This window comes from Vibrio sp. Vf1514 (genome assembly GCF_052076135.1).
In the GTDB taxonomy this organism is placed as follows: Bacteria; Pseudomonadota; Gammaproteobacteria; order Enterobacterales; family Vibrionaceae; genus Vibrio; species Vibrio furnissii.
This window is the reverse complement of record NZ_CP197267.1, coordinates 1533261-1550149: the sequence shown is the minus strand read 5'-3', so window position 1 is coordinate 1550149 and position 16889 is coordinate 1533261. Positions and strand designations below refer to the sequence as shown.

Genomic DNA, 16889 nt, shown 5'->3' with positions numbered 1-16889 from the left:
TTAATCATTCATCAGGCGAGTTGGAGACTCAGAAGGGAACGTGACTCGGCCTTGAACCAACCATTCGCTATTGTGAGGCGTCAATTCAATAAACCAAGGGCCTTGAAGTTCGTTATCGCGAACAATTCGATAACGGCCTTTTGCATCCGCGGTTAATAACATGGAGAAATCACGATCAGGGAGCGTGCGATGTGCAAACATGGCTTGAACGGCCGGGTAGTGCTCAAGCTTGCCTTTATCCAACTTAATCACAATGTCATTCCCGTCAGAATAGACCGCCGCGTTGAGACCGAGCTCTTTGGCCACATGAATTTTCGACAAATCAATATTAATGCCTTTGCCTTTTTTATAGTAATCCTCCGTCACCAAGGATACTGAGTTATTGGAAAACACGATGACAGTGATGATTGTCCAGACAACGACCGTAAGCGGCAGAATAATCAGAAACCACGGCCAGAATTGTTTATACCAAGGCTTTACCATAAAAAAGTTCTCTACAACAAATAAGAAGGCTCTAACTTAAGAGAAAGACAGCCCCTTTGAAAAGGGGCTGTTATTGGACTGTTACTTATTTTTCTGAATTGCTCAGGCTCCAGACATAAGCCGCAACCAGTTGCACCTTGTCTTCACCGAGGATATCAATCCATGCAGGCATCACACCTGAGCGACCATTCGATACAGTCTCAGTGACCGCAGCGCGTGAGTCGCCAAACAGCCAGTCTTGATCTGTCAGGTCTGGGGCACCTACAGCTGGGTTACCTTTACCGTCAGTACCGTGACACGCGGCACACACAACAAAGCGTGCTTTACCCGCTTCGGCTTCACGAGCGTTCACAGAGCGACCCGATAAGCTCAGAGCATAGCTCACGACTTCCTGAACGCCTTGTTCACCCAGCGCATCTTTCCATGCTGGCATTTGACCAATACGTCCGTGACGAATTGTCGTCACGATAGCATCAGGTTCACCGCCATACAGCCACGCATTGTCAGTTAGGTTAGGGAACCCCTTCTGACCACGCGCATCTGAACCGTGACACTGAGAACAGTTTTGTAAGAACAAACGCTGTCCAACTTTTAGTGCATCGGAATCGGCTGCAATTTCAGGAATAGGGCGCAGATCTGAGCCGCCATCTTTGTAAGCCAGACGTTTGAATGCTTCACCAAAATAGGTGTCTGCATCGTCGAGTTCTTTCGCGTATTGCACCAGTGTTTTGTTATCCTGAGCAGCCGCAATCGAGGCTTTTGATTCTTCCAGTGAGCGAACTCGCTGGTCAGAACTTTGCCAACCCAACACGCCCTTAAAGTTACCCAGACCCGGGTAAAGGGTCAGGTAGACCGCCGCAAAAATGAATGTACTTACAAATAGATAAGTCCACCATTTTGGCAATGGGTTGTTGATTTCGCGAATACCATCGTACTCGTGGCCCATGTCTACGCCTTCTTCCACGCCCATTTTGTCTTTCAGACACCAAAAGAGCAGGAAAGCACAGCCGAACAGGGTTCCAAGTGTGATGACGGTAATCCATAGACTCCAGAATGTTGTCATTACTTAGTCACTCCTTGTTTTTTTGAGGGCGCTTGCTGTTCGTCAGCAAAAATCAAATTGGCAGCCTCATCAAAGCGAGCTTTACGTTTCTTGCCGTAAGCCCACCAAACAACGCCAATAAAGCAGACGAAAAGCACTATGGTCCAAATACTGTGAATAGTACCGATATCCATAATTACCCCTGTTATTTCATTGCATGACCAATAGACTGAAGGTAAGAGATAATGGCATCCATCTCCGTTTTACCTTCCACATCTTTTGTCGCATTCGCGATTTGTTCATCAGTGTATGGCACACCAAATTTGTCACGGAACAGCTCAAGTTTTTGTTGAGTGTATTTTCCATCAAGGACATTTTCAGCGAGCCACGGGAAGCCTGGCATGTTTGATTCTGGAACCAGCTCACGAGGATTCATCAAGTGAACACGGTGCCATTCATCAGAATAACGGCCGCCAACACGAGCGAGATCCGGACCAGTACGCTTAGAACCCCATAAGAATGGGTGTTCCCACACACTTTCGCCGGCAACAGAGTAGTGACCATAACGTTCAGTTTCAGAACGGAATGGACGCACCATTTGGCTGTGACAGACGTTACATCCTTCGCGAATGTAGATATCACGACCTTCCAGTTGCAATGCCGTGTAAGGCTTCAGGTTTTCAACCGGCTCAGTTGTTTGCTTTTGGAAAATCAACGGTGTGATTTCAACCAACGCGCCCCAACTGATCGCAAAAACGATGAAAATAGCCAACAAACCGACATTACGCTCAATGATTTCGTGGCGATTATTAGAATTATTACTCATTCCTCAATCTCCTTAAGCCGGTTGTTGGATAGCTTTCAAGCTATGTTTTGGTGCAGCAATGGTCTTATACGCGTTGTATGCCATCAGGAACATGCCCGACAGGAAGATGAAACCACCGATGAAACGAACGGTATAGAACGGATAAGACGCCTGAACTGATTCGACAAAGCTGTAAGTCAATGTACCGTCAGAGTTTACGGCACGCCACATCAGGCCTTGCATCACACCAGAAATCCACATCGCAACGATGTACAGCACTGTGCCGATGGTTGCCAACCAGAAATGGGCATTCACCAAGCTCATGGAGTACATGCGCTCTTGACCAAAGAGGCGAGGAATTAGGTGGTAAACCGAACCGATAGAGACCATCGCAACCCAACCCAGCGCACCAGAGTGAACGTGACCAATCGTCCAGTCGGTGTAGTGAGAAAGTGCGTTCACTGTCTTGATCGACATCATCGGGCCTTCGAAAGTCGACATGCCGTAGAAAGACAGAGAAACGATCAGGAATCGAAGAATTGGGTCATAGCGCAGTTTGTGCCATGCACCTGATAGCGTCATGATACCGTTGATCATGCCACCCCAAGATGGTGCGAACAGAACCAAAGACATCACCATACCCAACGACTGAGTCCAGTCAGGTAGCGCTGTATAGTGAAGGTGGTGTGGACCCGCCCAAATATACAAAGAGATCAGTGCCCAGAAGTGAACGATTGACAGACGGTAAGAGTAAACTGGACGTTCGGCTTGCTTAGGGACGAAGTAGTACATCATACCTAGGAAGCCGGCGGTCAGAAGGAAACCAACTGCGTTATGGCCGTACCACCACTGAACCATGGCATCCACCGCACCAGAATAAATCGAGTACGATTTCCCCATAGAAACAGGGATTGCCATGCTGTTCACGATATGAAGAACTGCGACGGTGAGAATAAACGCACCGAAGAACCAGTTTGCTACATAAATATGAGACGTCTTACGTTTCACCAGCGTTCCAAAGAACACCACGGCGTAAGAAACCCATACAAGAGCAATCGCGATATCAATCGGCCATTCCAATTCCGCGTATTCTTTACCTGAGGTGTAACCCAGAGGCAGAGAAATAGCGGCAGAAACGATTATCGCTTGCCATCCCCAAAAGGTGAATGGGACGAGCGGGCCACCAAAGAGACGAGTTTGACAGGTACGCTGCACAACATAATAAGATGTTGCAAACAGTGCACTGGTACCAAACGCAAAAATTACCGCATTTGTATGCAGAGGACGTAAGCGACTATACGTCAGCCACGGCGTATCAAAGTTGAGCTGTGGCCATACTAATTGAGCGGCAATCAAAACACCAACACCCATACCGACAATACCCCAGAGAATAGTCACCAAGGTAAATTGACGGACGACTGTATAGTTATAGTTTTGTTCAAGCTGCTTTTCTTGGCTCATTTGCATGCTTCCAATGTCTAATTAACTACACTTTACTTCCAACACGACACATGTCGTAATGCCACCCAAGTTCACAATAAAAATTAATGTCTTTTCATAACGTTAATCCTATTGCTGACTTTATAAAAAAGTGGCATTTTCAGGCCACAACTATACTGCAATTAACAATTCAATGACAGTGTAGTAACCTTACTATCCATCTGGATTTGACCTTTTATTTCAAAACTTTGAAGTTTGTTACATGGGGAACACAAAGGCATGGCGGCTGAAAAGCTAACCAAACATAGACTTGATCAAATAATCATCACCTTAGCTGTGCTCGTGATCGCTTTTTTTTGGCGCACGATCACATATCGTGATGTACCAGCACAGGAATGCATTCCACAACCAAAATGTTCTTTATTTGTGAATGGACAAAAATTAACTGTAACAAAAAGTGAAGAGTTCCCAGGCGTGTATATAATTCGTCCAATCCCCGAGGAATGGCGCTTAGAATCGGATGATGAATTGATTCGAGAAGGCGAAAGTGTGCAGCTCAGGGTGATTCGCAACAACTCAAAAACAAATAGCACGATTAATATTAATGACTCAGTAAACATTAATATTAATGATTAATAAGGTCGTATAATTTGCGAGACAGCGTTCATTAAGTTACGAGAAAAAATTTAATATCGCCTCAAGTTAATGTATAAAGATTGAAGAATTTTTTTAACTTATATTCGCATATGCGATTGATAACGACTTTTACTCAATCTTCTGATCTCATCAATGCTATTCATCAACTGAGAGAGTCCCTAATATTAAAGGGGCTTTCTAGTGTTGTTCTCTATTATACTGACGAATATCCTACGGAAACATTATTCACGCTATTTAAGCAAGCATTTCCTAATATTCCTTTTATTGGGTGTTCATCGTGTAAAGGCGTGATGACTGAAAAAGGTTATCATGCCGGCCCAGTCATCGCCGCCATGGGGATTTACGATTCAAACCAAAGCGCATACGGAACCGGATTGATTGCATTGGATGAAGGCCAAGACTTTCGAAAATCCACTCGCAAAGCGATTCAACAAGCACTGCGTTCTGCAGGCCGAATTGGCGAAGTTCCAAGTCTGATTGTGCTTCATGCAACCCCCGGTCATGAAGAGCTGTTTATCGATGAAATTGACGATACGTTCGGGACTCAAATCCCCATCATCGGGGGCAGTGCAGCAGATAATTATATTCAAAAGCAGTGGTCAAGCATGACGGAGCAAGGTTGGATTCAACGTGGCATTGCGATTGAGCTCTTTTTCCCATCTAAGCCGCTGACCACTGGATTTAGCGCAGGCTATTCACCCACCGAGTTTGTTGGCACAGTCACGAAGGCGTCCGGACGTTTTATCCATGAAATCGATGGCGAGCCGGCTAAACAAATCTACAAAGAGTGGATCAGTGATCACTCCAGCGTCCAAATATCAGAACATTATCTCTTTCACCACGTCACTCGCTTTCCACTCGGCCGTGTTGCCGGGCACATTCATCAACAGCCGTATTACAAACTCTCTCATCCAGTGCGCATGACACGCAACGGATCGATGGAGATGTTTACCGCTGCAGTTGAAGGCGAAACCGTCACGTTGATGACCGGATCCAGAGAGCAACTGATCAATCGAGCGTCTCGAGTTGTAAAAGAGGCCAATACCCAGAATTATCATGAGTCACAACTACTTGGCTCAATCATCATCTATTGCGCCGGTTCAATGTTGCGCCTTGGCGAAGATATTCTCGAAGTGCAACGCCAATTAAAATCCCAAATGAACAATCAGCCGTTTATTTGTCCCTTTACCTTCGGTGAACAAGGTCGTTTCATCGGTGGCGAGAACGCACACGGGAACTTGATGATCTCGTCAGTCCTATTCTATGAGTCTGAGTAACCATCTGATGGAACAAGAAAAGATAGAGCAGCTTAATGAAGCGTTATTGGAATTGGAACGCAGCAAAGAACGAGAACAGCGTCTGGCCGAAGAAAACCGGGTCATTTTGGCGGCGTTATCCGCGCTCAGTCACGCCGACAACAAATACCAAATTTTTGAAGAGCTGAAAAAAGTCCTCAGTCGCTACATTCGATTCGACGACTTCATCGTGATTTCAAAAGATAAAGAAAGCAGTATCTTTTCGACGTATCTAGCATCTAACTTAGCGTTTCAAGGCAAAGAGTGGTTCAACGGCGACAAGTTTCAACGTGTGTTGGATGGCGAATGCATCATTCTTTTCGAGCCCAGCAAACTCGATGAGTTTCGAAACTTAAATCACTTTCTAAAAGATCAGATCAACTCAGCACTCGTGACGGGGATTCGAGCGCAAACCAGTGACTCTGTTTTGCTATTACTGGGCACACGAAAAGGGCAGTTTAGCCTCGAAACTAAATCAACGCTGTCACGCTTTCGCCCATTACTTGAACGCGCGATCAACGACATTGAACACAAAGAAGCGCTGCAAAAACTGGTCGATTTAAAAACTCGAGAACTGAAAGTTGCTCAGCAACTGGCAGAGCAGGCGAACCAATCCAAGTCACAATTCCTTGCCATGATGAGTCACGAACTACGTACGCCACTCAATGCCGTGTTAGGGCTGATTGATTTACTGCGTGATGATTCAGATGCTTATCAGCAAGACATGCTAGAACAGATGGAAAATTCGGCTGAGTTACTTTTGGTCATCATCAACGATATCCTCGACCTCAGTCGCATCGAGTCAGGTCATTTTGAGTTACAACGTCACTGGATTAGTTTAAGTCGTAAGCTCCAACATGCACTCGAATACCATAGCCAAGTAGCGCAAGCCAAAGACATTACCTTCAACGTCAAAGCCTCCATTTGTGAGCAATTTGAATATTGGGTCGACTCAGTTCGTCTCACTCAAATCCTGTTTAACATCATCGGCAATGCAATCAAATTTACCCATCACGGTTTTGTCGATGTATCACTGGTGACCGCACGGGATCGCCTAGAGATTGAAGTCAAAGATTCCGGCATTGGGATCGACAACGAGCGAATCGAACACCTGTTTTCACCCTTCATTCAAGCCGATACCTCGATTACGCGGAACTACGGCGGAACCGGGTTAGGGTTAGCCATCACCAAACATCTGGTTGAACTGATGGGGGGTAGCATTACCGTGAATAGCAAACTAGGCGAGGGAAGTCTGTTTACGATTTCGATTCCTTTGCAATCGCGAAGTTCAGAAACGTCTCATCTCGATGAACTTCCGCTCTCTCATACCGCATCACATCGTGCGCTTGATGACACCAAACACATCCTCGTTGTCGAGGATACCAAGACAAACCAAATGGTCATCCAGCTCTTACTCAATCGAATGGGTTACAACGTAACACTTGCTAATAATGGACAACACGCCATAGAACTGGTTGAAAAAGATAGAACTTTTGACCTGATCTTCATGGATATTTCAATGCCAATCATGGATGGGATTCAAGCAACTCGCATTTTGCGTTCTCGAAAACTCGCCACACCGATCATTGCACTGACTGCACACGCCATGAATAGCGATCATGAAAACTGTTTGGCCGCAGGGATGAATGACATTGTGTTGAAGCCCATCCGAAGCAAAGAGCTACAACGAATCTCAGATCGCTACCTGAATCACCAGCGATAGGTGAGACCTATCTCTGTAATAGTTACAACCTGAGTAATTGATATTGATTCTCATTTAAATGAGGAATATGTTGTCTATAGCAGATTTATTTCAGGCATGACAACTGATGAACACCACACTTTATTCGCCTAAACACGACCGATTCACTCAGCTTTCTTTTAAGTTTAAAAGCAAACTTCTGTTACTCGGACCAGCATTTATTGCCGCAATTGGTTACATTGACCCGGGTAACTTCGCCACCAACATCGAAGCCGGTTCAGCCTTTGGCTATCAACTTCTTTGGGTAGTACTGTGGGCAAACCTCATGGCGATGTTAATTCAATATCTATCCGCGAAACTTGGCATCGTGACCGGCAAAAACCTAGCGGAACATCTAAGAGAACGGTTGCCAAAATGGGCGATAGTGCCTTACTGGATCCAAGCAGAACTCATCGCCATTGCGACTGACCTAGCTGAATTTATTGGGGCTGCAGTCGGTTTTCAATTGTTGTTTGGTATTCGGTTGATTGATGGCGCCGCCATTACAGCCGTCGCGACCGTGGCCATATTGATGCTCAACAAGAAAGGGCAAAAACCGTTGGAAATGACGATTGGTGGGCTGCTACTGTTTGTCGCCATTGTCTACGTGGCAGAATTGCTGTTTGCACATCCATCGGGCTCAGACCTCACAACCGGCATCTTGGTCCCAACACTAAATAGTAGTCATCAAATCTACTTAGCAGCCGGTATCTTAGGGGCAACGGTTATGCCGCACGTCATCTACCTGCATTCCGCATTGTTTAAAAACACCTACAATCAAACCGTAGAAAAACGTCTGCGTTCAACCAAATTCGATGTGTCCATCGCCATGATTATTGCCGGTTTCGTGAACATCGCGATTGTTGCAATGGCGGCGGCAGCATTTCACGCCAGCGGAAATCAACATGTGGCAGAAATCGAAACAGCATACAAAACTCTGGAACCGCTGGTTGGTAAGGCCGCATCCATCTTGTTTGGTATCTCACTGATAGCATCAGGTTTGTCATCCACGGTTGTTGGCACAATGGCAGGCCAAGTCGTTATGCAAGGGTTTGTTCGTATGAGCATTCCCATGTGGTTGAGAAGAACCATCACCATGGCGCCGTCGTTTGTGGTGATTGGGCTAGGCATTAACACCACACAAATATTGGTGATGAGCCAAGTCGCACTTAGCTTTGGTATCGCATTGGCGATCATTCCGCTGATTCTGTTTACCGCGAACTCAAGCATCATGGGGAAATACACCAACAGTAAAGCAGTCACATCGATTGGCGGTGTCATCATTGGTTTGGTGTTGTTATTGAATGCGTATCTGCTTACGACACTGATCTAAACCTAAACAAAAGCAAGCCATCTTAATTACCATATTGATTACGCGTGTGAACGTGAATCAATATGGTAATTATATACTTTATGGTAAATCATTTATGTTCAATGCCTTAAGTGGTTCTCAGCAAGAAAGAGGGCCAAATCAACATATCTCATGGTGCTCAGCAACATTATTTAACATAATATACATAATGCGCACTGTAATAGTGACGCTTTAACCTCGGTCGCATACAACGCCAAACTGCCCACAGCCATTGATAATCCTTGTAATCCCAGCCCGTTATACTTTTTTGCTATGCGTTCCCAGTACGCTTTTATAGACGGATTATCGTTGCGGTCAGCGTGAATTCCTAACAGCGCCAACTCTGGGTCAATTCCTGCGCCTTCAGCTAGAAAAATAGCTTCTTCATCAGTTACATAGCGAATGCCATTGCGCATTTTACTAATCTTGTTCGGTTGTAAGTTCAAGTCATGTGCAATTTGCTTGTCTTGAACGTAGTTCTGCGCCTTTTTGTAGGCATCTAACAGTTCATTCGCGTACATGGCTACCTCCATTTTTCTCAATTCTAGCCTTAAAGTTTCGATTTTTCGCATCTTGCAGATTCGATTATTCGAATTTAAAGTTTCGATAAATCGAATTTGACCACCTTGGGCGTTTGCCCTTGAAGCTCTCGCGCTTGGTGGTCGCTCTCTCAACTGTTCAAGGTGGTTGGTCATGGCATTCTCAAGTAAACACATTCAAGCAAGCGCAGTTTGTCAGTTTGTTAAGCGCAATTGGGATTTGATTGGTTGGCTTTCGGCTTGGCTGCTTGTTTTCCTGTTCATCTACGGTGTCGTCGTTCTTAGCAAACTTTTGCCGGATTACGTTGAAATTGGTGTTGAAAAATATTTTGAAGTTTCTGATTGGTACTCTGATGAACATGCTCGACCACTGATTTCCAGCGCTCTTTCTGATGGTGAAATCAGTTTCTCAGAATACTACGAGATTAGAGATGCCATCTCTGAAAAAGCCAAATTGACCCGCCTGATTCAGGAGGCTCAATGATGTGCTCTAAGAAATCTCCTGTTTACTATTGGAATGACGAAGACGGTTTTTACTGCTCGGTTGACGGACAACCGGAGTATTTCCGTACTCGTGCTGAGCTGTACGCTTACGCTTGCGACACTGAACGCGATCTCATCGAAGTCACCGACGAAAACGAATCCGAACTTCGCGCCGCTGGTGCCTTTGTTAATCAGGGAGATTTGTAATGTCTCGCACGCTGATTGACTACGTTTCTTTCTCTGGTTCGCCGCTTATCCTTGAGCGCTGCAAAGACATGGCCAAACAACGCTTCCTGATTGGCCGCTCGCCTTATCAGTTCCAGTCCTACAATGACGTGGCTGTTGCTGACGGCGAACGCGACCAAATCAATCACTTTGCGGAAAACCTCGCGCAGGTTCTTGGCTGTGTTGAATCTGAAAACTACGCCAACAAAGATTTGTACTTTGAAGCGCTGGCCGACCAACTCCAAGATGCGGACTTACACATCGCTCAGGACAAATCGTTTAACGACTGTTACCAAGAGCTTATCGCCAACCTTGGGATTGATATGCTGGATGTGCTTTGCCATGGCGAAGTCGAGTCATTCCTTGAGCTGCTGCAACATGAACTCAGCTATGACGGCAACATCTGGACAACGGAACGCCGTGGTGGCTTCTCCGGTTATCGCTATTCTGCAAAGTTACTGTGTAACGGAATTCAGGCTGGCATGGTCGCTTGGGGCGCGTCGAACTTCGGTTATTACGTGTCTTTTTCCGGTAAAGGCTGCGAAGCACTGAATTTTGAAAAGCTGCATTACGCCTTAAAACAGATGGCTGGAACCAAACTGACCCGTGTTGACCTTGCACTCGATGACTTGCAAGGCAATGTCTCTATTGACTCCATGATTGAACGCTACCAAGACGGTGAATTCATCACTCGCGGCACACCGCCCGGATGGGGTTTGTTCATGGGTGGCTCTGGCGTTTCATCAGATGACCGTCGCAAATGTGGCCTCGTTCCTGACCATGGCCGAACGTTCTACGTCGGCGCTCGTGAGAACGGCAAGGTGTTTCGTGCTTACCACAAAGGCGCACAACTCAAGTCCGAAGAATACCCCGATTGGAACCGTTTTGAGGTGCAAATCGGCAACCGTTACCGAGTGATTCCGCTCGATATTCTGGTAAATCCTGACCCCTATTTTGTTGGTGCGTACCCTGCTCTCGCCTCGCTTTTAAGCGATGTTGAGCCCGTTCGTATCCCAACCGTCAAGCTCGTTTTTAATATCTCATTAGATAACGCGGTGAAACATGCGAAGACTCAATACGGCAAGCTTATCAATGCGATGCGTCAAATCTTTGAAGACGATTCAAGAGTCCTTGAAGCGCTCACAAGAGGCTTCGAACCAACCGATATCCCCGACCGAATCAACTATCCAGTCGGACGGGCTTTCCATCAGCAAAAAACTGGAGAATTCCAACATGTCTAAAATCAGCGCTTTCGTTATCGGCTGTGAACACAGCAAAGGTCTGTCCAAAGGCTCTAACCGTCCTTACGACTACGCGGTCGTGAACTATCTCGGAAAGAACGACGGCTGGACACAATCCGCTCAAGGCCAATGCACTCGCGTCGGTTTGGAGCAAAAGAAAATCACCATGTGCAACACCAATCCGTCACTACTGGCCGAGTTCCAGAAACTGGAAGGTCAATTTCCGCTTGAGTGTGATTTGGTTTTAGACATCGACCCGAACAACCCACAAAAAAACTGGGTGGTCGATATCAAGCCGCTGACGAAGTAAGGCGGCGTCATGAGTCAATGCGTAATCGTTTCGAATGGGTATGTCGTTCCGTCGTCCTCGTCTTGCGATTACGCCCTGTTAACCGCTACTGAGTTGGAAGAATTACAAGCCGATTCAGTGGGCGCGTTAAGTATTGACCCGAACTTATACACCACGGTCAGTGGCTATTTGTTGTTGTCGCTTGTCGGTGGTCACGTTCTGGGTCGTATCGTTAAAGGCCTCGGTCGAGGCTGATTTTTGTATGTCACTAACAACGGAGTAAATCCTTATGAAAAACATTCTTGCTTCTATGAAACAACACGCGGGTAAAGTTACCGCGGCTACTGGTGCTTTGGTTCTCTCTGGTGCGGCCAACGCAACCGTTGAAGAATCGCTGAACGCGGCGGTTACCTCTGGCCAATCAAACTATTCGATTGTTGTTATCGGTTTGATTGGTTTGGCGGCTATCGGTTTCGGCCTCCGTGCGATCATGGGCGCGATGCGTTAAACCATGGTTGAGCTGATATCAAACGTCGTCACTATCTTGTTGGCTCTGGCTAATGGTGGGGCGTTCATATACGGCTTTTACACCGGAATCAACGCCTCCTAACGGGGGCGTTTTACTTCATGGGGTGCCTTATGCGATGCGCGACGAATACCTGTTTGACTCTCCTACTCTTGTTTTGCGCTTTTCTGTCACTTCCTTCATTCGCCAGCAGTGAGGAAACAACTTGTCGAATCGGCGATAGTCGTTACTTTTGGTGGAAACAATCATTAGGTGAGTTCCCTGTCGTTTGCTCCAGCAATGATGGCTGTCGTTATCAGTTTGCAACCACATTTTGTGATGATGCGACTGGTTATTGTAGCGGTAATGGACTCAGTGACGGCACTCTTTGTGAGTCCGGTGACCCAGCTCCGACGTGTGAAGCTGAAGATAACAGCGCGGGTTGTGATCCTGACGATAGCGATGACGGTGGTGAGACTGACCCTGATGATGATTGGGAGTCTCCAATCGTTTATGACGGTTGGGTGTGTTATACAACGGCTGAAGGTGATTATCGTTGCCAAGGCGGCATTTCAATGCTCGATTATCGTGAGCAGTTCACCAAGCTATATGACCAGAACATATACAACCTTGACCGCATTCGTGACAACAGCCGTGCTATTTCAACAGTTAGTTCTAAAGTAGATGCCGTTAAGACCTCTGTTGAATCTGTTTACGGTGCTGCAAATGCGACGTTGGTCGAGACTCGTGAGATAACTAAAAAGGTAGCTGCTCTTAAAGATGATCTTGCGAACGTCGACGTCGACCTTTCTGAATTAGATCCTAAATTCGATGAGCTGGGTACTAAACTCGACGGCGTTACAGGCCAGATGAACTACTTCTTTCCTCGAATCATGGAGTATGTTGCTCCGATTAATGGCCTTTTCGGTGGAGTGAATGGAAACATTCAAACGCTCTCCGGTACTGTCAGCGGTCTGCGTTCTGAGCTAAACAACCACCTAACCTACAATGATTCACTTGTTACGAAAAACGGTCAAGATATTGCTCAACTATCAAACAGCCTGTCTACCTTATCCGGTGATGTGTCCGGCCTCGCTGACGGTCTTGAAGCCCTCTCTTCTCAAATCAGCGGTGCGGGTGGCACTGGTGGCGACGTCGATTTGTCCGGTGTCGAATCAAAGTTGCAAGGCATCCAAGAAACTCTCGACGGTAAAGGTATGGTTGGGCGTCCCTTTGAGGGACAAGTCGATTTTGAAGCGAACGGCCTATACGGCACTGATGCGATTGAAAATCTTGAGGGTGAAATCGAACAGCTTGAAACACAGTATCAGGAGCAAATGGAGCAGTTTAAATCACTGTTCACGTTTGATGAGTCCGAGCTTGCTGATGGGACTTACATTGAACACAAGTGGACGTTTCGATTTGCTAACGGTCAAGTGAACTCGTTCACGTCTGGTGTATTCCCTGCCTTACTTGAAAACTCAAGCTTGATTGCTGCCGTCCTGTTGTTTCTTGCCGTCTTGCTCGGCATCAAAGCCCTGACGGATTAGGAGGACGTATGCAATTCTTAGTTGATCTCATTAGCTCACTTGGCGATTTTGGTCAGACCATCGTCGACTTTTTGGACTTCGTTCCGACCTACTTTCAACAGCTCGTTGCCTACATCAACGTGTGGTATATCAAGCTCAAACTTGTCGGCCTGATTTGGACAATGCAAGTTTACTACGCTACCGCTCAGATACTGCTTGAAGAAATCGGATTCACTCAGGCAATTGCCTCGGCCTTTAACGCATTGCCGGACGAGCTGCGTTACTACGCGCACGCTTTTGGCCTACCTCGCGCAATCAGTACCTATTTCAATTTTCTTGCCACTGGCTTCGTCATGAAGATGTTGAGGTGATGACATGGCTATTACTATTCGGACAGGCGCTAACGGTGCCTACAAATCATCTTATGTTGCCTACTTCGTGATATTGGAAGCGCTCAAAGCTGGCCGTGTTGTTGTGACCAATATCGAGGGTATGGAACCACTCGATGAAATTGAGCGACGTCTTGACCTCCAGTTCCCGAGCACGACCCGTTTGATTCGTATCTTTAGCCGCGACAAAAACGGGCTTGACCTGTGGCAACATTTCTTTTGCTGGTGCCCGCTTGGGGCGTTGATTGTTATCGATGAGTGCCAGGATATCTTTTCAAAGAACATCGGCTTTCGTATGGAAAAGGTAACGGCTCGCCCTTTGTCTGATTTTCTCGATAACTTGCCGAGTGACTACGAGAACTTCTTTAACTCGCGCCATGTACCTGTTGATATGACCAAACTCAAGCCGTCTGAAATCGATGACCGTGGTCAAGCTGAGTACGACGAGAACGGGCGGATTATCTACCCCTTCACCTTTAATGAAGGGTTCGCGCGTCACCGTAAATATAACTGGGATATTGAATTGCTCTCGCCTGACTGGGGACAGATAGACACAGCGATTCGGGCTTGTGCGGAACAGTGCTTTTTCCATAAGGCCAATGACGGCATGTTCTGGGCTAAGCGTAAACCTTATGTCTATAAACATCCGAAAAACACGTCAACGCCTGTTATTCCCAAAGGCAAAGACCCCAACGTCATGACGGTCAAAATCCCGCTCGATGCGTTCCTGCTCTACAAATCCACGGCAACGGGTGTTGCTCGTCATTCTGGCGCGGTTAACGTGCTTTACAAAAACCCGAAATTCATCGGCGCTTTGGTCGTGGGTATCGGCTGCATGGGGTATTTTTTCTATGGTTTATCCGGTTTGGTTTTTGGTTCTTCTGAGGAAGTGGCGAACCCGTCCACGTCAAAGACTCAATCTAACGCTTCTGCGTCGGCCGATGGGTCTGGTCAAACGGGTTCTAAAGGTTCTGGCGTTCTACCTAATGGTGGGAATCGTAATTCGTCTAACGGCGGTGCCCGTGATTCAGTTTCTCTTGCAGCAAACAGGCTTGAACTGATGCGTCAAATGCTCGGCCTGTATGAAATTCAAAGCCTCTACTACACAGGACACACGACGCAATCGACGAGCACCGGCTTTAAGTTCATGGTCACGCTGGAAGCGAAAACACCGGATGGTGTTTATCGGTTTGACGACACGTTCCTCAGAGCGAACGAGATTAAGTTTGTGCATTACGATGACTGCTTGCTCAAGCTGACTAAAGAGGCCGTCGACCTCAATGTGTTCTGCAAACCTCGCACTGTCGAGCAGCCCAAACAAGAGCAAACTCAGATACAACTCAACTCAGTTTTCTAACACACACATGCGCCGCGGGCGGACGACGACGAAGACTGAGGAGGAGGAGCAAAGCAAGCTAACGAAAAGGATCACCTTATGGATACCATCACTTTTACTGTTGAACAATTTACCCAACTGCTCGACACGGTCTTTTGGGTCTGCCTGATTATCGGCGGCTCATCAGCATTGTTATCTCATGTTGTGTCGCCTTTGCTTGTGTATTTGGTGCGGCAACTGCGTGTCGGCCTCTATCAATACAAGAAACGCAGAGCGTAAAGGAATGGGTATGTCAAAACGAAACAAAAGATATGAAGACCGGATGCGTGAACAAGGGTTAGAGAAAGTCACTCTATGGGTGCCCTCTAACCTTAAATCTGAGTTTCAGAGCTGCGCAGAACGCTGTCGAACGCAACCGACGTTATCCCTTTCGCTACTGCGGGACACCGCAACGGGTCGGTTCGTATCACTTGAGAAATAGCCCGTCACTGGTGACACTTTTTTGAAGCGGTATGTTAAAAAATGACATACCGCTTTTTTGTATCTCGCGCCTTAGTGCGCGACTACCCTAAGCCTTGGCTTAGGGGCTGAGCCATAACGTTAGTTCCTGCGCTCGACGTTCTTATGCTGCTGCATATCCAACACCGCTACGTCACTCACGACTGTCCGCGACCAACGTCCAGCGCCATCTGAGTGAAATACTGCGCTGACTCCCAAAACAGAAAAAAGTACCTCTCCCTGCCAAGCCATACGATTATGGCCGCGCCCTAGGTTGTTGCGTGTCTCGTCGGTTCTTCGGCGTAGGCTCTGCGAGTGTCGAGCGAGCCTTGGGGAGCACCCCGTATAGTAATACGGGGTGAAAGTCTTCACTCCATCACTGAACAATAAACAATTTGGTGCATAATAACGCTCACAATTTTGGATATGTGGAGTAGCTATGAATGCGTTTGGTATCGTCGCTATCGTGACGAGTGTACTAGGAATCGTGACACCGACTATGGGAATCTTGCTATCCGGTCTGTCAGGTTTTTTTGCTCTTTTTGCACTAAAGGTAAGAGATCCTTTTGCTCAAGGTTCAATAATACTTAACATTTTGAATTTAACTCTTTTATCACCAATCACTGTTTTATCTATCTTTTCCAGCAAATATCAATGGTTTCAGACAGACGGTTTAAAGGCCATGTACTGGGTTATTCTATTGCTGCAACTAGTTGGTATAGTGCTGTGGTATATCTATTCAAAGGATGAAACGGAAGAAACCGACGTAAAGTCTAAAGAGCGCGTTGAACCGAGAATGTGAGTAACTCATTTCTTGCTTGTCTCTACGTGTTGAATTCTATGTAATGTCATCTCAAAGATGGGAGTCAGATAAAAGAAAACCGCCCATTCGGGCGGTTAGCTCAAAGCAAGCAAAGGTTTTTCGATTGTGAGCTCACACAGTATTAAGCTTATGGTTTCAAGTCTACAGGTCTGAAATCACTTTGCGATTCGTTTCAATCCAGTAGATGAAACTGACTGTTTAAACGGGTACGGAAGCCG

General features: G+C 46.5%; 22 protein-coding genes. 16 read left to right on the top strand and 6 right to left on the bottom strand.

Features of this window, described 5'->3' with window-relative positions:
* The 5 genes from ACS18Q_RS07215 to ccoN form a co-directional block, all read right to left on the bottom strand.
* Complete coding sequence (locus ACS18Q_RS07215; RefSeq protein ID WP_441257604.1) at positions 1–483, bottom strand: FixH family protein; 483 nt, start codon at positions 481–483, stop codon at positions 1–3.
* 85 nt (positions 484–568) lie between these two features.
* On the bottom strand, positions 569–1546 hold the full coding sequence (gene ccoP, locus ACS18Q_RS07210; RefSeq protein ID WP_004725963.1) for a cytochrome-c oxidase, cbb3-type subunit III: 978 nt from the start codon (positions 1544–1546) through the stop codon (positions 569–571).
* Positions 1546–1719, bottom strand: coding sequence for a CcoQ/FixQ family Cbb3-type cytochrome c oxidase assembly chaperone (locus ACS18Q_RS07205; protein WP_038151150.1), 174 nt, complete (start codon positions 1717–1719; stop codon positions 1546–1548). The genes ccoP and ACS18Q_RS07205 overlap by 1 nt, the downstream gene beginning before the upstream one ends.
* Positions 1720–1730: 11 nt before the next feature.
* The gene (gene ccoO, locus ACS18Q_RS07200) at positions 1731–2351 is read right to left on the bottom strand and encodes a cytochrome-c oxidase, cbb3-type subunit II (RefSeq protein WP_004725967.1); all 621 of its coding nucleotides are present in this window, start codon (positions 2349–2351) and stop codon (positions 1731–1733) included.
* A 12-nt stretch (positions 2352–2363) separates the two neighbouring features.
* Positions 2364–3791: a cytochrome-c oxidase, cbb3-type subunit I gene (gene ccoN / locus ACS18Q_RS07195; protein ID WP_004725969.1), complete on the bottom strand. Its 1428-nt coding sequence runs from the start codon at positions 3789–3791 to the stop codon at positions 2364–2366.
* A 258-nt stretch (positions 3792–4049) separates the two neighbouring features.
* Between ccoN and ACS18Q_RS07190 the strand changes: the two genes are divergently transcribed.
* From ACS18Q_RS07190 to ACS18Q_RS07175, 4 genes are all read left to right on the top strand, one after another.
* Positions 4050–4406, top strand: coding sequence for a hypothetical protein (locus ACS18Q_RS07190; protein WP_441257603.1), 357 nt, complete (start codon positions 4050–4052; stop codon positions 4404–4406).
* A 110-nt stretch (positions 4407–4516) separates the two neighbouring features.
* On the top strand, positions 4517–5704 hold the full coding sequence (locus ACS18Q_RS07185; RefSeq protein ID WP_206980610.1) for an FIST signal transduction protein: 1188 nt from the start codon (positions 4517–4519) through the stop codon (positions 5702–5704).
* A gap of 7 nt (positions 5705–5711) precedes the next feature.
* Entirely contained in the window at positions 5712–7445 is a 1734-nt protein-coding gene (locus ACS18Q_RS07180) for an ATP-binding protein (RefSeq protein WP_441257627.1), read from the top strand.
* 106 nt (positions 7446–7551) lie between these two features.
* Complete coding sequence (locus ACS18Q_RS07175) at positions 7552–8796, top strand: Nramp family divalent metal transporter (protein WP_441257602.1); 1245 nt, start codon at positions 7552–7554, stop codon at positions 8794–8796.
* Positions 8797–8966: 170 nt separating this feature from the next.
* Here the strand turns inward: ACS18Q_RS07175 and ACS18Q_RS07170 are convergent, their stop codons facing one another.
* The gene (locus ACS18Q_RS07170) at positions 8967–9335 is read right to left on the bottom strand and encodes a DUF3693 domain-containing protein (RefSeq protein WP_202642843.1); all 369 of its coding nucleotides are present in this window, start codon (positions 9333–9335) and stop codon (positions 8967–8969) included.
* A gap of 172 nt (positions 9336–9507) precedes the next feature.
* Here ACS18Q_RS07170 and ACS18Q_RS07165 point away from each other — a divergent pair, with 172 nt between their 5' ends.
* The 12 genes from ACS18Q_RS07165 (at position 9508) to ACS18Q_RS07110 (ending at position 16650) form a co-directional block, all read left to right on the top strand.
* Entirely contained in the window at positions 9508–9837 is a 330-nt protein-coding gene (locus ACS18Q_RS07165) for a hypothetical protein (protein ID WP_441257601.1), read from the top strand.
* Positions 9834–10043 carry a hypothetical protein gene (locus tag ACS18Q_RS07160; protein ID WP_417870123.1) on the top strand — a complete coding sequence of 70 codons (210 nt, stop codon included), beginning with the start codon at positions 9834–9836 and terminating at the stop codon, positions 10041–10043. Before ACS18Q_RS07165 ends, ACS18Q_RS07160 begins: the two co-directional genes overlap by 4 nt.
* The gene (locus tag ACS18Q_RS07155; protein WP_441257600.1) at positions 10043–11302 is read left to right on the top strand and encodes a replication initiation factor domain-containing protein; all 1260 of its coding nucleotides are present in this window, start codon (positions 10043–10045) and stop codon (positions 11300–11302) included. The genes ACS18Q_RS07160 and ACS18Q_RS07155 overlap by 1 nt, the downstream gene beginning before the upstream one ends.
* A complete protein-coding gene (locus ACS18Q_RS07150; protein ID WP_232658769.1) occupies positions 11295–11612 on the top strand; it encodes a hypothetical protein in 318 nt (105 codons plus the stop codon). The genes ACS18Q_RS07155 and ACS18Q_RS07150 overlap by 8 nt, the downstream gene beginning before the upstream one ends.
* A gap of 9 nt (positions 11613–11621) precedes the next feature.
* Positions 11622–11846 (top strand): hypothetical protein, encoded by a 225-nt coding sequence (locus ACS18Q_RS07145; protein WP_238819975.1) that lies wholly within the window; start codon positions 11622–11624, stop codon positions 11844–11846.
* A 34-nt stretch (positions 11847–11880) separates the two neighbouring features.
* On the top strand, positions 11881–12099 hold the full coding sequence (locus ACS18Q_RS07140; protein ID WP_238819974.1) for a hypothetical protein: 219 nt from the start codon (positions 11881–11883) through the stop codon (positions 12097–12099).
* A gap of 155 nt (positions 12100–12254) precedes the next feature.
* Positions 12255–13646, top strand: coding sequence for a hypothetical protein (locus ACS18Q_RS07135; RefSeq protein ID WP_441257599.1), 1392 nt, complete (start codon positions 12255–12257; stop codon positions 13644–13646).
* An 8-nt stretch (positions 13647–13654) separates the two neighbouring features.
* Complete coding sequence (locus ACS18Q_RS07130; protein ID WP_232658765.1) at positions 13655–13996, top strand: DUF2523 family protein; 342 nt, start codon at positions 13655–13657, stop codon at positions 13994–13996.
* A gap of 4 nt (positions 13997–14000) precedes the next feature.
* A complete protein-coding gene (locus ACS18Q_RS07125; protein WP_441257598.1) occupies positions 14001–15371 on the top strand; it encodes a zonular occludens toxin domain-containing protein in 1371 nt (456 codons plus the stop codon).
* Positions 15372–15449: 78 nt separating this feature from the next.
* Positions 15450–15629 carry a hypothetical protein gene (locus tag ACS18Q_RS07120; protein ID WP_232658763.1) on the top strand — a complete coding sequence of 60 codons (180 nt, stop codon included), beginning with the start codon at positions 15450–15452 and terminating at the stop codon, positions 15627–15629.
* A complete protein-coding gene (locus tag ACS18Q_RS07115; protein ID WP_441257597.1) occupies positions 15550–15831 on the top strand; it encodes an antitoxin MazE-like protein in 282 nt (93 codons plus the stop codon). The genes ACS18Q_RS07120 and ACS18Q_RS07115 overlap by 80 nt, the downstream gene beginning before the upstream one ends.
* Positions 15832–16287: 456 nt before the next feature.
* Complete coding sequence (locus tag ACS18Q_RS07110) at positions 16288–16650, top strand: hypothetical protein (protein WP_441257596.1); 363 nt, start codon at positions 16288–16290, stop codon at positions 16648–16650.
* Positions 16651–16889: the final 239 nt, after the last annotated feature.

Excerpts from the sequence above, each read along its gene's own strand:
- ACS18Q_RS07215 (WP_441257604.1), bottom strand. The coding sequence starts at position 483 with ATGGTAAAGCCTTGGTATAAACAATTCTGGCCGTGGTTTCTGATTATT.
- ccoP (WP_004725963.1), bottom strand. The coding sequence starts at position 1,546 with ATGACAACATTCTGGAGTCTATGGATTACCGTCATCACACTTGGAACC.
- ACS18Q_RS07205 (WP_038151150.1), bottom strand. The coding sequence starts at position 1,719 with ATGGATATCGGTACTATTCACAGTATTTGGACCATAGTGCTTTTCGTC.
- ccoO (WP_004725967.1), bottom strand. The coding sequence starts at position 2,351 with ATGAGTAATAATTCTAATAATCGCCACGAAATCATTGAGCGTAATGTC.
- ccoN (WP_004725969.1), bottom strand. The coding sequence starts at position 3,791 with ATGAGCCAAGAAAAGCAGCTTGAACAAAACTATAACTATACAGTCGTC.
- ACS18Q_RS07190 (WP_441257603.1), top strand. The coding sequence starts at position 4,050 with ATGGCGGCTGAAAAGCTAACCAAACATAGACTTGATCAAATAATCATC.
- ACS18Q_RS07185 (WP_206980610.1), top strand. The coding sequence starts at position 4,517 with ATGCGATTGATAACGACTTTTACTCAATCTTCTGATCTCATCAATGCT.
- ACS18Q_RS07180 (WP_441257627.1), top strand. The coding sequence starts at position 5,712 with ATGGAACAAGAAAAGATAGAGCAGCTTAATGAAGCGTTATTGGAATTG.
- ACS18Q_RS07175 (WP_441257602.1), top strand. The coding sequence starts at position 7,552 with ATGAACACCACACTTTATTCGCCTAAACACGACCGATTCACTCAGCTT.
- ACS18Q_RS07170 (WP_202642843.1), bottom strand. The coding sequence starts at position 9,335 with ATGTACGCGAATGAACTGTTAGATGCCTACAAAAAGGCGCAGAACTAC.
- ACS18Q_RS07165 (WP_441257601.1), top strand. The coding sequence starts at position 9,508 with ATGGCATTCTCAAGTAAACACATTCAAGCAAGCGCAGTTTGTCAGTTT.
- ACS18Q_RS07160 (WP_417870123.1), top strand. The coding sequence starts at position 9,834 with ATGATGTGCTCTAAGAAATCTCCTGTTTACTATTGGAATGACGAAGAC.
- ACS18Q_RS07155 (WP_441257600.1), top strand. The coding sequence starts at position 10,043 with ATGTCTCGCACGCTGATTGACTACGTTTCTTTCTCTGGTTCGCCGCTT.
- ACS18Q_RS07150 (WP_232658769.1), top strand. The coding sequence starts at position 11,295 with ATGTCTAAAATCAGCGCTTTCGTTATCGGCTGTGAACACAGCAAAGGT.
- ACS18Q_RS07145 (WP_238819975.1), top strand. The coding sequence starts at position 11,622 with ATGAGTCAATGCGTAATCGTTTCGAATGGGTATGTCGTTCCGTCGTCC.
- ACS18Q_RS07140 (WP_238819974.1), top strand. The coding sequence starts at position 11,881 with ATGAAAAACATTCTTGCTTCTATGAAACAACACGCGGGTAAAGTTACC.
- ACS18Q_RS07130 (WP_232658765.1), top strand. The coding sequence starts at position 13,655 with ATGCAATTCTTAGTTGATCTCATTAGCTCACTTGGCGATTTTGGTCAG.
- ACS18Q_RS07125 (WP_441257598.1), top strand. The coding sequence starts at position 14,001 with ATGGCTATTACTATTCGGACAGGCGCTAACGGTGCCTACAAATCATCT.
- ACS18Q_RS07120 (WP_232658763.1), top strand. The coding sequence starts at position 15,450 with ATGGATACCATCACTTTTACTGTTGAACAATTTACCCAACTGCTCGAC.
- ACS18Q_RS07115 (WP_441257597.1), top strand. The coding sequence starts at position 15,550 with ATGTTGTGTCGCCTTTGCTTGTGTATTTGGTGCGGCAACTGCGTGTCG.
- ACS18Q_RS07110 (WP_441257596.1), top strand. The coding sequence starts at position 16,288 with ATGAATGCGTTTGGTATCGTCGCTATCGTGACGAGTGTACTAGGAATC.